This is a genomic window from Paenibacillus sp. J31R109 (assembly GCF_059692055.1).
Map to the genome: position 1 here is coordinate 528,873 of NZ_JCAUAR010000003.1, position 15,803 is coordinate 544,675.

At 46.3% G+C, this 15,803-nt stretch carries 11 protein-coding genes and 1 other annotated feature; of the genes, 2 read left to right on the forward strand and 9 right to left on the reverse strand.

Annotation, left to right across the window (positions count from 1 at the left end):
* Window positions 1-127: 127 nt before the first annotated feature.
* From murC to AC58QT_RS12245, 5 genes are all read right to left on the reverse strand, one after another.
* Window positions 128-1,468, reverse strand: coding sequence for a UDP-N-acetylmuramate--L-alanine ligase (murC, locus tag AC58QT_RS12225; RefSeq protein WP_497409323.1), 1,341 nt, complete (start codon window positions 1,466-1,468; stop codon window positions 128-130).
* Between the two features lie 55 nt (window positions 1,469-1,523).
* Window positions 1,524-2,897: a bifunctional folylpolyglutamate synthase/dihydrofolate synthase gene (locus AC58QT_RS12230; RefSeq protein ID WP_497409206.1), complete on the reverse strand. Its 1,374-nt coding sequence runs from the start codon at window positions 2,895-2,897 to the stop codon at window positions 1,524-1,526.
* Between the two features lie 70 nt (window positions 2,898-2,967).
* The gene (locus AC58QT_RS12235; protein WP_497409207.1) at window positions 2,968-5,628 is read right to left on the reverse strand and encodes a valine--tRNA ligase; all 2,661 of its coding nucleotides are present in this window, start codon (window positions 5,626-5,628) and stop codon (window positions 2,968-2,970) included.
* 55 nt (window positions 5,629-5,683) lie between these two features.
* Window positions 5,684-5,945: a binding site (T-box leader), on the reverse strand.
* A gap of 188 nt (window positions 5,946-6,133) precedes the next feature.
* Window positions 6,134-7,210 (reverse strand): LysM peptidoglycan-binding domain-containing protein, encoded by a 1,077-nt coding sequence (locus AC58QT_RS12240; protein ID WP_497409208.1) that lies wholly within the window; start codon window positions 7,208-7,210, stop codon window positions 6,134-6,136.
* Window positions 7,211-7,327: 117 nt separating this feature from the next.
* Window positions 7,328-8,215: an RluA family pseudouridine synthase gene (locus AC58QT_RS12245; RefSeq protein ID WP_497409209.1), complete on the reverse strand. Its 888-nt coding sequence runs from the start codon at window positions 8,213-8,215 to the stop codon at window positions 7,328-7,330.
* 265 nt (window positions 8,216-8,480) lie between these two features.
* Here AC58QT_RS12245 and AC58QT_RS12250 point away from each other — a divergent pair, with 265 nt between their 5' ends.
* Window positions 8,481-9,977 (forward strand): phosphodiester glycosidase family protein, encoded by a 1,497-nt coding sequence (locus AC58QT_RS12250; RefSeq protein WP_497409210.1) that lies wholly within the window; start codon window positions 8,481-8,483, stop codon window positions 9,975-9,977.
* A 151-nt stretch (window positions 9,978-10,128) separates the two neighbouring features.
* Here AC58QT_RS12250 and hemL read toward each other — a convergent pair whose 3' ends face one another.
* Window positions 10,129-11,427, reverse strand: a complete 1,299-nt coding sequence (gene hemL / locus AC58QT_RS12255) for a glutamate-1-semialdehyde 2,1-aminomutase (protein WP_497409211.1) — start codon at window positions 11,425-11,427, stop codon at window positions 10,129-10,131.
* Between the two features lie 81 nt (window positions 11,428-11,508).
* Between hemL and AC58QT_RS12260 the strand changes: the two genes are divergently transcribed.
* On the forward strand, window positions 11,509-12,168 hold the full coding sequence (locus AC58QT_RS12260) for a Crp/Fnr family transcriptional regulator (protein ID WP_497409212.1): 660 nt from the start codon (window positions 11,509-11,511) through the stop codon (window positions 12,166-12,168).
* A gap of 5 nt (window positions 12,169-12,173) precedes the next feature.
* Here AC58QT_RS12260 and hemG read toward each other — a convergent pair whose 3' ends face one another.
* Genes hemG through hemE form a run of 3 tightly spaced genes read right to left on the reverse strand, consistent with a single transcriptional unit; the run spans window position 12,174 to window position 15,668 of the window.
* Window positions 12,174-13,658, reverse strand: coding sequence for a protoporphyrinogen oxidase (gene hemG, locus AC58QT_RS12265; RefSeq protein ID WP_497409213.1), 1,485 nt, complete (start codon window positions 13,656-13,658; stop codon window positions 12,174-12,176).
* On the reverse strand, window positions 13,655-14,602 hold the full coding sequence (gene hemH, locus AC58QT_RS12270; protein ID WP_497285527.1) for a ferrochelatase: 948 nt from the start codon (window positions 14,600-14,602) through the stop codon (window positions 13,655-13,657). The genes hemG and hemH overlap by 4 nt, the downstream gene beginning before the upstream one ends.
* A gap of 1 nt (window position 14,603) precedes the next feature.
* Entirely contained in the window at window positions 14,604-15,668 is a 1,065-nt protein-coding gene (gene hemE / locus AC58QT_RS12275) for a uroporphyrinogen decarboxylase (protein ID WP_497409214.1), read from the reverse strand.
* Window positions 15,669-15,803 lie beyond the last annotated feature (135 nt).

The window sequence follows — 15,803 nt, forward strand, 5'->3', positions numbered from 1 at the left end:
AACCGGGCACAACGCCGTATCATCTTGTCCTAATCTTCTGTTACTAGAGTATGAGAGAGAGAACATTAATATGATTATTCAAGAAAAAAAGACCGCCTCCAGCCTGGTGGCTTAAGCGATCTTTTCTTTACGTATGAGATTCGTATTTCTTGCGAAGCGATTTGGCTAAACCATCCGCTGCTTTCCAGATGTCGCCCGCGCCCATTGTCAGAACGAGATCACCTGGTTGAACGTGGTCAACCAAATACGTCAGCACTTCTTCACGTGTAGCAATGTGCTGAACATTCGGATTACTGTTGCTGCGAATCAGCTCTACTAGCTTAGCGGAGTCAACACCTTCGATCCGTTGTTCACCTGCAGGTGAATAAATATCCGTAATGATCACTTCATCCGCTTCCAAGAAGGAACGGCTAAACTGCTCAAACAGGTAGTACGTTCGTGTATAGCGTTGAGGTTGGAACACAGCGATAATACGCTTTCTCGTCGCTTTAGCAGCGGAAATCGTTGCTTGAATTTCCGTTGGGTGATGGGCATAATCATCGATGACTAGGATATTTTCCACTTCACCAAGCACTTGAAATCTACGCTTTGCTCCCCGAAACTCTTGAATAGCTTCCGCGATTTGCTCGAAAGAAAGACCTGCTTCTAAGCAAGTAATTAACGTAGCTAGCGCATTGTAAACATTATGTTTACCTGGCACAGATAAGCTTATTTGGCCTAATGACGATCCTTTGAAAGCTACCGAGAAAGTTACTTTGCGATCACCAAGGGAGATGTCACTTGCGATATAATCCGCTTGTGTCTCAATCCCGTACGTAATCACTTGGCTTTGAATCTCCGGTATCATTTCACGCAGGAATTCATCATCTTGACATACAATCGCTTTGCCGCCAGGTCTAACTTGGCTTAAGAATTGTTTGTATGCTTTTTTCAAGTTTTCGAAATCGCCATTATAATTCTCCAAATGGTCGGCTTCGATATTGTTCACTAACGCTAGAGTTGGGTGATATTGCAGGAAAGTTCCATCGCTCTCATCGGCTTCCGCAACCACATACTCCCCTTTGCCAGCTTTCGCATTGCTGCCAACATTCATGATTTCTCCACCGATAATGTACGTTGGATCAATCCCGCAAATCTCCATCACTAAAGCGATCATGGAGGAAGTTGTTGTCTTACCGTGAGCACCTGCTACGGCAATTCCTTTGCGCTCGTTCATCAGCCTTCCCAGCATTTGTGAACGATGAATGATAGGAATGTTCATTTGCTCGGCTGCTTGCATTTCTACGTTATCTTTAGATAACGCCGTTGAATATACAACCAAATCGGCTCCTGATACGTTCGTTGCCTCATGGCCGATAAAGACCTTGGCGCCCTTAGCTTTCAGCTTTTCTGTAAGCTCCTGCTGTGCTAGATCTGATCCCGAAATGCGATACCCCATTTCGAGCATGACTTTGGCAATGGCACTCATGCCGTATCCGCCGATTCCTATAAAATGTACGTGTTCTGCTTGACTCACGCCGTTCTCACCATCCTTTTTCAGAATCGGTTTGATAGGTTATCCAAGAACGAACATCAGAGATTAAATACAGCGTGCCGGATACGACCGCCAGATCATCCTGCTCAGTTCTATTTGTTAATAAGGTTAGAGCTTGCTTCCAATCGCGCTCTACGGCAACATCTACCTCAAGATTCATCTCTCGAAGCAGACCATTTGCAATTTCAGCGAGAAGGTACGCATCCCCTTTTTTATGAAAATTGGCTTCTGTAATAATGAGCGTATCCACCAATGGTAGTATATGCCTTAAGTAGCCTGTATGATTCTTCGTGGCTAGCATTCCGATCATCATATGAAGCTTCTTATACGTATACACATTCTGAAGTGCTGCAGCCAATGTTGCTGCCCCCTCAGGGTTGTGAGCACCATCGATCAGGATGCGCGGCTCCGTCGAAACCATTTCCAGTCTGCCAGGCCACTTCGTACCCGAAAGACCCTTTTGCAAATCAACGTCGTCCACGATGGTCGCGTAATATTGACGAAGCACTTCTAGCGTCATAACCGCTACAGCCGCGTTCTTCAACTGATGTTCACCATTCAGGGTGATAGCCAGCTCTGGGATCGGCCTAAAAGGACCGTTAAACTGAAAACTTTGACGATCCAGCTCACTTGTCACATCGGTCAAATGAAATTGATCACCAAGGGTATAAAGCGTAGCTTTCTTGGCCTTCGCTGTTTGTTCAATAACGCTCCAGATCGCCTCAGGTTCAACTGCTGTAATGACAGGCACTCCAGCTTTGATGATCCCTGCTTTTTCAGCTGCTACAAGCTCAAGTGTATCGCCTAGGATATCCATGTGATCGTGACCCACATTCGTAATCACGGTAACGATTGGATTCACGATATTCGTGCTATCCAGCCTTCCCCCGAGTCCGGTTTCCCATACTACATAATCAGGATACGCCACTTTTCCAAAGTAAAGGATAGCTAGCGCAGTCGAGATTTCGAACATCGTTGGAGCACCAACTTCTGTTGCGGCAATCTCATCGACAATTGGCTTCATGTCATTCACTAATCGTAGTAGAACCTCATCTTCAATGTCTGCGCCATTGACTTGAATGCGGTTGGTATACCGCACCAAATACGGCGACGTAAACGTACCTACATCATAACCGCATGCTTGAAGTACGGAAGCTAAGTAAGCACATGTTGAGCCCTTTCCATTCGTACCGGCCACATGAATGAACTTTAGCCTGCGTTCTGGGTTACCCAGCTTCTCCATGAGCAGATGCATACGCTGGAGGCCCGGTTTCATGCCGAGCTTCTCCATGCGTCCAACGATCCAATCAATGGCTTCTTGTGCGGTTTGGAATTCACCCGCCGAGTTCTTGCTTACATCCATTGTTCTCATCCTCTTTTACTATATGAATCACCTTGTAGACGAACATAGGCATTCGTATAATTTTCGTTCTTTATGACTTTAACTCCGCTAATCGAGCGATAACTTTATCACGTTTATCGGCATAATCAGCAAGCTTGGCTTTCTCTTCTTCGATAACCTTCGCTGGTGCCTTAGCTACAAAGCCTTCATTGCCCAGCTTTTTCTCAATACGCTCAACCTCACCGTGTAGGGATTGCAGTTCTTTATCCAAACGAGCAAGCTCTTGTGTGATATCGATCAAACCTGCTAAAGGCAGATACAATTCGGCACCTGTAATAATGGCTGTCATTGCTTTGTCTGGCGCTGCCATAGTCAGATCAATTTCAAGTAGTGATGTGTTACAGAAGCGCTTCAGGTATTCCTCATTTTTGCTAAGAATGTCCTGCGTCTCTGCACTAGCTGGCTTAATGAGAAGCTCTACTTTCTTACTCATCGGCACATTCACTTCTGCACGGATATTACGTACGGAACGAATCGCTTCCATCAAAAGTTCCATCTCACGAATCGCATCCCACGCTTCGAAGGCTGCGTTCTCTGTCGGCCAAGCCGCCAGTGTAATGGTATCGCCAACATGCGGCAGATGCTGCCAGATCTCTTCCGAGATGAAAGGCATGAACGGATGAATCAAACGTTGCGTTTGATCTAGTACGTAAGCAAGTACGGATTGTGTTTGTTTCTTGGCTGCTGCATCCGTCCCATATAAGCTCAGTTTGCTGAACTCAATATACCAGTCACAGAGATCATCCCAGATGAAGTTATAAAGTAGACGTCCCGTTTCACCGAATTCGTAGCTGTCGATCAAACGAGTAACATCACGAACCGTCTCATTCAAACGATGCAAAATCCAACGATCTGCGGTACCTAATTTTCCTGTTAAATCAATATCTGCTGCAGTTACGCCTTCCAAATTCATCAGGGCGAATCGGGATGCGTTCCATATTTTATTAGCAAAATTACGAGCTTGCTCTACCCGCTCCCAGCGGAAGCGCAAATCTTGACCTGGCGTGGAGCTCGTAGAAATCATATAACGCATGGCATCTGCGCCGTATTTCTCGATCACTTCAAGCGGATCAACACCGTTGCCAAGGGATTTGGACATTTTGCGGCCTTCGGAATCACGAACAAGACCATGCATCAGCACATCTTTGAACGGAATTTGACCCGTAAATTCAAGTCCTTGGAAAATCATACGAGCTACCCAGAAGTAAATGATATCGTACCCCGTAACGAGTACACTCGTCGGGTAGAAACGCTTCATATCTTCGGAATCATTCGGCCAGCCTAATGTGGAGAAAGGCCATAGAGCTGAGCTGAACCATGTGTCCAGAACATCGTTATCTTGGTTAAGATTCGCGCTTTGACAATGGGAGCACGCTGTCGCATCTTCGCGAGTTACCGTAACTTGACCGCAATCCGCGCAGTGCCAAGCAGGAATTCGGTGTCCCCACCAGAGCTGACGGGAAATACACCAATCGCGAACATTTTCAATCCAGTTCAGGTATGTTTTCTCGAAGCGATCTGGTACAAAATTAACACCCTTGCCTGATTTTTGCGCTTCAATCGCTTGATCAGCAAGCGGCTGCATTTTGACGAACCATTGTGTCGATAGGTACGGCTCGATAACTGCACCACTACGCTCGCTGTGTCCAACTTGGTGAACATGTTCTTCAATTTTGATCAGAACACCTTGTTCTTTCAAATCTGCGACGATGTTTTTACGGCACTCGAAACGGTCTTGGCCTTGGTAAGGGCCTGCATTAGCGTTCATCGTTCCGGATTCATCCATAACGAGAATTTGTGGCAGGTTGTGACGCTTACCTACTTCGAAATCGTTCGGATCATGCGCAGGTGTAATTTTGACCGCCCCGCTGCCGAACTCTTTCTCAACATAGTCGTCTGCAATAATCGGAATCTCACGATTCACAATTGGAAGCAGCAATGACTTGCCAATCAAATGCTTGTAACGCTCATCCTTCGGATGAACAGCAACGGCCGTATCACCCAACATCGTCTCAGGGCGTGTTGTAGCAACAACAATGGAGCCAGAACCGTCTGTTGTTTCATATTTCAAATGGTAGAGTGCACCTTGAACTTCTTTGTACTCCACTTCAATATCCGAAAGAGCCGTACGTGCTGCCGGATCCCAGTTAATAATATAGTTACCGCGATAAATCAAACCTTTTTCAAACAAACTCACGAAAACTTCACGAACTGCTTGCGAAAGCCCTTCATCCAGTGTGAAGCGTTCCCGCGAATAATCAAGTGAAAAGCCCATTTTGGCCCATTGTTCACGAATCGTATCGGCATATAATTCTTTCCATTCCCAGACCTTCTCCAAGAACTTTTCACGCCCAAGATCATAGCGCGTTTGCCCTTGTTCGCGAAGCTTCTGTTCTACGCGGGTTTGCGTCGCAATACCTGCATGGTCAGAACCCGGAAGCCACAGCGTGTCAAAGCCCTGCATACGCTTCGTGCGGATGAGAATATCTTGCAGCGTGAAATCTAGTGCATGCCCTATGTGCAGCATACCGGTTACGTTCGGAGGCGGTATTACAATCGTGTACGTTTCCGCATCAGGACGGTTGCCTGCTTTGAAAAATTCATTCTTGATCCAGTAGTCGTACCATTTACGTTCCGCTTCTTTCGGGTCATACGTGGTAGGCATTTCTGTTTGTAATTTCGTTTCGGTCATAAGAGTACCTCCATATCTGGCTAGTTGTTATAAACACAAAAAAACCTTTCGCCCCAAAAAGGACGAAAGGTATAGCTTCCGTGGTACCACCTTCATTTCATGATACTTGCCCCATTGGCAAATAACATGACACTTAAAACAGATAACGGCTGCGACCGGAAAATGCTAATGCAGGCGAGAAACGATTACTCGGCGATTGCACTCACATTTACTGCTCCAGGGCGACTTCGATCGGATGTATCCTGAGGAACCTCTCAGCGCTGCAGTTCCACTCTCTGAAGGGCGTTCCGACTACTACTCCCTATCTTTGCAATTCCATATGTTGGTTTGAAAATGATTTACACTATATGATAACGAATATTTGCTAAACAGTCAATATTTTCGAACCGGTATAAACGTTTATTTTTTAGTATTGGTTAAAATTAGGTTCTCTATACGTCGTAACAAACATAAAGAGCCCCCAGCTGCTGTCAGCAGCCAGAGGCTCTTGCCTATGTATAGGTATTTATTTGGGCAAATAAATAACTTGACCCACGACAATATCCTGATCACCAAGTCGATTCATCAATTGAAGCTCACGCGTTGTCAGTTGATAACGCTTCGCAATGGATTCTAACGTATCCTCTTTCTGAACAATACAGAGTTTGAGCTTGCGGAACTCTTGCGATTCCGATCGGCTCTGCAGAAATAAACGTCTCCATTCTACCGGATCTATCCGCGATTCCGCCTCAAGAGCCGCTTGCGCCTCTGCTTCCGCAATCCGCTTGTCGGAAAGATACGAGCCTGCCTTAGATAATAGCGATTTGATGCCATAAGGACTAACCTCCACAGCGTCCGCTGCCTTCTTGCCAAAGGCAACTTTAAGCTCCTTTTTCTCCTCCGTTACAACGGTACTATCGGCATGCGGAGTTACTTTCAGCTCGATTTGTTCCACATCTACACCAAACGAATCATCGCCATGAGAGGTTGGCTGTGATGAAATGACAGCTGGTTCAGGTGCAGCTGCGATCAACGTTGGCGCTGGCGTCGGTAATGGTGTAGGAAGGACTGGTGCAGGCGGTGGTTGAATCACTTGTTGAATCTGCGGTTCTTGTGCAACCGGTACAGGTTCAGCTATGGGCATCGGTGCATACGGCGTAACGGGCTCGGAGCGTGGATACTCAATTTGATGAACAAAAGTAACCTCTTCTTCCTCGCGCCAGCTTTCCTGTGGCACAGAGACCATTTCTACTCCCTGCAAGGACAGAACGCCTGTTACATTCAAGCTGCGTGCCGATAATAGGTCGATATCAAAATTCTCGATCTCTACCTGAATATCCTCAACACGATGAATGCGATTCAAAGGCAGCGTAATTTCGACAGGAATCAAATGCTCAAGTGTGCGAGGGCTCCCGCCTTCTTCACTAAAGTAGTTACCTGTAAGTAGTAGATTCCCCTTTAAAATCGCTTGATCATCCAGCGTTAATACTTGAATATGCGGAAGTAATTCTACTTCATTCAATTCTTGTATGGCCGCCAAATTCTCCTGCAAATGCACACGTTCATAAATATCAAATCGTAATCCAGGTTGTTGTTCAGACACCGAATGAATCCTCCCTTCCGTTAACTCGAAACATGAATCAGCTCCGAATTGTTGGGTGATATACTTGATTGTCTCTAAAAGTATATGGGTCAAGGAGGCCAGGCATGACTACATTTTTCAATTCACGGACATCTGTTCCAATAATGACTTGAAATCTAGTGGATACGGTGCGTGACATACAATCTCTTTTTGTGTAATCGGATGCTTAAATAGAAGTCTTTCTCCATGAAGTGCTTGTCGCTGAAATAAACGTGAAGAACCTCCATATAGCGTGTCACCTACTAGTGGGTGTCCTAAATGGCTGAGATGAACTCGAATTTGATGCGTTCTGCCCGTTTCCAACTCCACTTCAACGAGTGCTCCCGCTTTCATTTGTTGAAGGACACGATAATGGGTCAGAGCCTGATCGCCATTGGGAGTGACTCTACGTTTCCCTGGCTGATGACGATCCTTGCCGATCGGTTCATCAATCCATCCTTCCTTCTCTTTGAAAATCCCTTGAGCTAGTGCAGCATAGCGCCTATCTATCTGCTTCTCCCGCATAGCTTCATCCAATAGGACATGCGCCCACTCATTTTTGGCATAAAGTATGACGCCCGTCGTATCTTGATCTAGACGGTGTATATGACGAATACTGCACGCTTGTCCAGTCGCTTCATAATAATAAGCTACGGCCGAAGCCAACGTTCCACTTTGACCAACTTCCGCCGGATGAACGGACATCCCTGCTGGCTTATTAACGACTAAAGTGAACTCATCCTCAAATAAAACGTCTAATGCATAAGACTCAGGTTTAAACACTGCTTTTTCCTGAGGAAATACCTTCAGCCGAATCTTATTATTTTCTATGCGAATAAGCCCCTGGGAGGCTAAGCGCAAAAAGTATTTACGAGGCACCGGCAGATAATCCGCTAATTCTTCAACAGCACCCGGTTTAAGTGGTTTCCACTCTGCATTGGGAAGTGGGAGCAGCAACCATTCTCCATCACGCGACCAATCGATCATGAACGTGTGCCCTTGCGAAATGATAGAAAGATTGCTAGCAGGATCAGTAGAAACACAAAGACTATCGCCATAAGGTCGATCGGAAAATCAAAAAAGTAATAACGCTTCATAATTAGAACGAGCTCCTTAAGAAAGAGGGATTATGTACACTTTATTTTAACAATTACCAATACCATTTGCATGCAAAAATATGATATTATTAATCTTGTATTGTTTTTTTTCGACATTTTCTATCAATTTATTAATAGAGCAGGAGAGGTTTACCTTGGGTAGTTCAATTGCAAATCATTTTCGAAATTATAGTTGGCTGAAGCGGACTTTACTTGTTCTAGCAGCATGTACATTTTTGACTTCGACCTTTTTATTTTTGACCCCGCCAGGGACTTTCATTCGTGAGTATTTGGCCAAAACCGTGATTACAACCCAGCATCGTGACTGGGCTTGGATCTTTGTTGGCGCGCAACGTAGGGACCAGATGGTGCTTGAGATGCAAAATTTAACCGAAGTTAACTCCATTGAGAAACAAGATATTGAAGCTGTCCAATTTAATACGAATCGCCCAATTGAGAGTCTCGTCAAAGTGGAAGATATTTCAGGTACCCTGTGGAAGGGTAAGCGAATGTATGTATATGATCCACGTTCTATCCGTGTTGTCGTTCCTTCCAAAGTAGGTGAAGGTGAACGAATTACAGCCATGGTACAACGTACAGGCGCTGTTGCCGGAGTCAACGGTGGTGGCTTTAATGATCCTGACGGCCTTGGAAACGGATTTGCCCCAATCGGAGCTATTATGTCCGGTGGTGAAATCCTTTATACCGACCAAGAGGGAAGCAACCCGCAACAAATTGTTGGTTTTACCAAAGAAGGTACGCTAATTATTGGTAAATATACGATCAACGCCTTATTAGAACTAGGTGTCACGGAAGCTGTTTCCTTCTATCCGCGTGTTATCGCGAACGGTAAACCACTCATCACAAGCGGTGATGGTGGATGGGGACGTGCACCGCGGACAGCTGTCGGCCAAAAAGCAGACGGTACAGTTATCTTTATCGTTATTGATGGTCGTCAAACGTCAAGTGTTGGAGCGACACTGAAAGAAGTTCAGGATCTTTTCTTAGAAGACGATGTTATCAACGCTGGATTCTTGGATGGCGGAGCATCTTCTGAAATGGTTTATAATAATGCACTTATCACAAAACCATCTAGCCGTTATGGTGAGCGTCGCTTACCTTCAGCTTTCTTAGTATTCGATCATCCGGAAAAAGTAGAAGTGAAGAACATCTGGGCTGGATTGACGTCGATTGATGCAGGCGGTGCATCCACTCACCCTGAATTCTTGAAAGAACAAGCAGAACTGAAGGCGCAAGGTAAATTACCTACACCAACACCTAAAGCAACACCGACACCAAAACCAGAAAACTCAACGGAACCTGGTAAAGTCGGCGGATCTACTTCACCAACGCATACAGAATCGCCAAAACCGAGTGGGACAGATAAACCATCAACTGGTTCACCGACACCATCACCAAACCCTAATACTACTGTAACACCTACACCTACACCAACTCCTGGCAACGGGAATACAAATACGGGCAGCCCTAAGCCGACTAATTCAGCAACACCATCGCCAACACCAAGTGCGACACCTAAGCCGTCCACTAATCCAACAGGCGCTGGGACACTAACTGGAACGGGTAACGGGGCACCAACTGCACCTAATTCTCAATCAACAACAACTTCACCAACAGTTAAGCCGAATTAATGGTATTAAAAGCAGTTAGCATCCGATCATCACGCGGAGGCTGGCTGCTTTTTTTACACGTGCTTCCCTTTGCCGCGAGTAAAATATGTAGGTAAAACAAAGAGGCAGCCCTCACGTAGAACACGCTACGGACGGCTGCCTCTTCTTACTTTTATAAGCGTTTCAGTGCTGCGCGATGAGCCACGATCGTCGCTTCAATATCCGCATCCGAGTGCGCAGTTGATACAAACATCCCTTCAAATTGCGAAGGTGCAACGGATACACCTAGATCCAAGAGGTGACCGAAGTACGCATTGAAACGGCCAAGATCTGACGTTTTAGCGGAATCATAATTCGTCACTGACGTTTCTGTAAAGAACGGACAAACCATCGAACCAACGCGATTAATTGTGCTAGCTATACCGAACTCAGCCGCATTCGCAGTAAAGCCTGCTTCAAGTCTCGCAGACTTGCGCTCAAGCTCCTCATACACATTCGGCTCGCCTAGTAAGGATAGCGTTGCATAACCTGCCGCCATAGCCAACGGATTACCTGATAGCGTTCCGGCTTGGTAAATCGGACCCGCAGGCGCCATCTGTTCCATGATGTCTAAACGACCGCCGTAGGCACCTACAGGAAGCCCACCGCCGATTACTTTACCCAAACAAGTTAAATCCGGTGTTACGCCATATAGCCCCTGCGCACAGTTCTTATGCACACGGAATCCGGTCATCACTTCATCGAAAATCAGTAATGAGCCATATTGCTTCGTAATGTCGCGAAGACCTTGTAAGAAGCCCGCCGCGGGAGGTACAACTCCCATATTGCCGGCAATCGGCTCAACGATTAGCGCAGCGATTTCTTCACCAAACTTTTCAAAAACAAGCTTCACAGAATCCAAATCATTGTAAGGAACAGTGATCGTGTTAGAAGCCACGCTGCTCGGTACACCAGGACTGTCCGGTAATCCTAGCGTAGCAACGCCAGATCCAGCCTTAATCAACAAAGCATCTGCATGCCCGTGATAGCTGCCTTCGAATTTCACGATTTTATCGCGCTTCGTGAATCCACGTGCTAGTCGCAACGCACTCATGGTCGCTTCAGTCCCCGAATTAACCATGCGAACCATATCGATCGAAGGTACACGTTCAATTACAAGCTTGGCCATCTCGGTTTCAAGCAACGTTGGTGCACCAAAGCTTGTCCCTTTCATGGCTGTAGCCTGAATGGCCTCCAAAACCTTCGGATGCGCATGCCCAACAATGAGAGGTCCCCATGAACCTACATAGTCAATAAATGTATTCCCATCAATATCCGTTACTCGTGAGCCAGATCCGCTCTCCATGAATAAAGGTGTTAAGCCAACCGATTTAAAAGCACGAACTGGACTATTCACACCTCCAGGAATTAGCTTTCTAGATTCTTGGAATGCGGCTGCTGATCGGTTGTCGATTCTGCTCGAATTTCCCATTATTTAGCCCCCTATAACATAATCTTGTGATAAAATGAGGTCATAACCTACCAATAACTACCTACAAAGGCGGTACCACTTATGCTAGAGCTTATCAAGAAAGTCCCTTTATTTACCCAGCTAAACGAACATCAATTGAAAACCCTTGCCGAAATATGTACGAGACGTACTTATAAAACAGGTACAATACTATTTCAAGAAAAAGAAATCGGCTCTGTTTTCTATATGGTGCTTAGTGGTTCTGTTAAAATCTACACAACTAGCCAAGCAGGCGAAGAGAAAATATTGTCGATTTGCAAATCCGGCGAAAGCTTCGGCGAGTTGTCCCTCATTGATGGCAAACCACGGTCTGCCTCTGCTCAAACTTTAGAAGAATGCATACTGCTTACGATAACTGGCCAAAGCTTTCTAGAATTGCTTCGTAATCATTTTGACATTAGCCTAGGTATCATGCAAGAGCTCAGCAGCCGTCTGCGCGATACGAATCAACAAGTCTTTGATCTGACCTTCCTGGATGCAAGAACACGCGTGATCAAAACCTTAATCAAAATGGCCAATTCACACGGCTTACGTAAAGGTACCACGGTCGTGATTAAACTTGTCCTGAACTATGATGAAATCTCTCAGTTAGCCGGTGTTCAGAAATCAACCCTCCTGCAAGTCATTCGCGATCTCGAGGAAAAGCAAATCCTGACCATCTCTGCTTCTGACTTCACCTTAGAGTTATCCAAGCTTCGTTAATTGTGCTAAAGTGCCTTTACTGTAGCAGTAGTAGTTGAAACAGCATGGCTATCTGCGGCTAGAACCATCTCGGCAAGCTGATTGGCCACCTCTTTGCCTTGGCGTATGCAATCGGGCAGACCGACACCATGAAAGCCTGCCCCCGTCACCAACACGCGCGGCATAGCTGTCAAAAGTGCTTTCCGGAACTCCGCAATCTCCTCCAAATGGTTAACAGGGTATTGCGGCATGGAATGCATCAACCTGGTCACTTCTGCGAATCCCGGTTCGGCCGTGATTCCAAGGAGATCTTTAATGTCTCGCCGCGCTTTGCTAATTAATTGCTCATCGGACCATGCCGGCCATTCTTGTTCACCGGAACGACCGATGTAACAACGCAGCAGCACCTTGCCTTCAGGGGCAGCATGCAGCCACTTCGCTGAAGTTAAGGTACAAGCTGTAATCGTATAGCCCTCATGCTTAGGAACTAGGAAACCGGAGGCATCCAGCTCAAAGGGAATATCTTTCCGATCAAACGACATAATCACATTGGCTACCGAGATATAATCAATCTTAGCTAGCTTGCTCGCAGTCGGGAGCTCCGAGAGCAGCTTCGCCGCCTGATACGTTGGCGTCGTTACAATGACCCCGTGAACGACTTCACGCTGACCGTCCTCAAAGACAACCTCCGTTTGTCCATCCTCTATACGACGCACGGACACAACACCAACACCCGCACGTAAATCCACTGTACGTAACGCGTCTATTAAAGCATTCACTAGCGATTGCAGCCCTCGCTTAAACGTTACAAAGACCGAATTCCGAACAGCCGCAGGCAAATGCGCGCTTTCTTCGGTCACATTTTTGCGACTCGCCATCATGCCCAGAATCAAGCTGCGGTTTTTCAGCTCCATCGCCCTGAACTGCGGGAACGTAGACTTCAAGCTCAGCTTGTACGTATCCCCCGCATAAATCCCTGCAAGCAGCGGCTCCACAATGCGCTCTAGCACTTCCTTGCCTAGTCGGCGCTCAAGAAAATGCCCAAGCGATTCATCCCCTGTGCCATCGCGTTTCGGCAAGATCAAGTCCATTGCCGCGCGAAGCTTGCCTAGCGGTGAAATTAGACCCGTCTTCATAAAAGGTGTCATTTGCGTCGGAATCCCTAGAACTAAGCCTGGGGGCATGCGATGCAGCTTTCTCCCACGAACAATATAGGTTTTCTTGGCTTTCGGATTCGTACCTGTCAATTCATGCTCTAGGCCAAGATCGTAGGCCAAATCAATGATGGGACGTTTACGTGAAAGGAAGGAATCCGGTCCCTTTTCAATCACGAAACCATCACGCACAACGGTATGAATCTTCCCGCCAAATGACGGTGATTTCTCAACGACAGATATACGAAAAGGGGCACCTCCGCCATCAGCTTCCAGCCGCTTTTTCAAATAAAAAGCCGCACTCAGCCCCGTAATCCCCCCGCCTATAATCATATAATGAGGCACTTGGTTGCTCATTTCGAACTCACTGCCTCTTGCCATTTCTTGTACACAACATCACTTAAGGTTTCCATATACAGAGGATCGGTATTAAGCGATGCTGTCCGTTCCAAGTGTACACCCAGCTCTTTCGCGAGAGCTTGTGCTTCAATATCAATATCGTACAATACCTCTAAATGGTCGGAAACAAAGCCAATAGGACAAAGTAAAATCTTGTCCACGCCTTCTTCTTGCTTAATCGTGCGCATAACGTCCAGAATGTCCGGACCTAACCAAGGCATCGCTGTTTGACCTGCACTTTGCCATCCGAACTGCCAGTTCGTAAGCCCCACACGCTCCGCTAAGGCCTTGGAGGTAGCTAGCAATTGATCGGGATAAGGATCCTTCATCTCCAAAATTTTCTCAGGCAAGCTGTGAGCTGTAAAGATAACCCGCACTTGATTGCGTTCAGCTTCAGCGAATTTCCCCAAAGCATCTTCTACCCGTGTCTGTAAAGCATCCAGTAGTTTCCCATGGAGGTGATAGTCCAGAACGAAGGTCATCTGAAGACCTAACGCTTCCGCTTTATCCTTCGCACGCTTCACATAGCCACCGACACTCATCGTCGAATAGTGAGGCGCTAGTACGATCCCTACAGCCTCTGTGATGCCGTCTTTCACCATTTGTTCGACGCCGTCTTCTACGTAAGGCTGAGCATGCTTAAGGCCTTGGTAGCAGACGAATTCAAGCTCAGGATGCTCTTGACGCAGCGTAGCTTCAAGTCCTTTTACTTGTTTATTCGTATTTTCACGCAGCGGGAAGAAGCCACCCACAATGGCCTCATAGCGCGCTGTTAATTCATGTAATTGCTCAGGAGTCGGCGGATGACCACGTCTAATATGTGTATAATACGCTTCTACTTGATCTAAGCTTTCGGGCGTACCATACGACATGACTAATACACCAATACGCGTTTTGCTCATGTTACACACCACTCTTTCCTGCTTGCTGTGTTAAAACGGAATGAGAATAGGTATGAATAAACGTCGTTAATTCCTTCAATTTCTCGAGCGATGCTTCAGGGAATAAACCGTGTCCCAGGTTAAAAATAAATCCTGGCTGCTTCATACCATCATCCATAATCGCTTTCGCTTGCTTCTCGATCACAGACATCGGCGCTGTTAGAATATAAGGATCTAGATTGCCTTGCACGGCATATCGGTTCTGAAGTCGTTCGCGCCCCACCGAAATCGGCACCCGCCAATCCAGACCAATCACATCAGCTTGAATCGTCGTCAGATAAGGAAGCAATTCACCCGAGCTTACACCTGGGAAATAAATTTTCGGCTCTTTCAAATCGGACAACTCTTTGAAGATGCGCATCATTGTAGGCCGTACATAGACGTCGAAATCGGCTGGAGACAATGCACCCACCCAGCTGTCGAATACTTGAACTGCCTTGGCCCCATTGGCGATATGTGCACGCAGATACGTGATAACCATATCACCAAGCTTATCCATTAACGCAAACCAAACTGTTGGTTCGGAATACATCATTTGCTTCGTGCGGATGTAGCTCTTAGAAGGTCTGCCTTCGATCAAATAGCTAGCAATCGTAAACGGAGCTCCTGCAAAGGAAATCAACGGAACTTCTAATTCTTTATCTAGAATACGAATCGTTTGAAGGATATGGGACAAGTCCTTCTCCACATCAATCGGACGAAGTCGTTCAACGTCTTGTGCGGTACGAACCGGTGTATGAATCACGGGACCGATATCTTTGACAATATCAAAATCAACACCAAGCGAAGCTACGGGATTCATAATATCCGAGTACAAAATAGCGGCATCAACGCCAAGCTTTTTGATCGGCATCATCGTCACTTCAGCAGCTAGTTCGGGTTGTTGACAAATTTCGAGCAAAGAGTACTTTTCCTTGATTTTACGGTAGTCAGGATCGTAGCGACCTGCTTGACGCATATACCAGACGGGCAGCGTATCAACCTGTTCTTTCCGGCATGCTTTAATAAAATTATCGTTATAACTCATGAGGCACCTTCCTCTTGTTTCCATCTATTCTCATCCATTATGCCCTAATTATACCCCTCTCACAACCAAGGTAAGCTTACCTATTGCGACAAAAGTATGACAAAAGAACCACCCGAACTCTGTGATCATTCACAG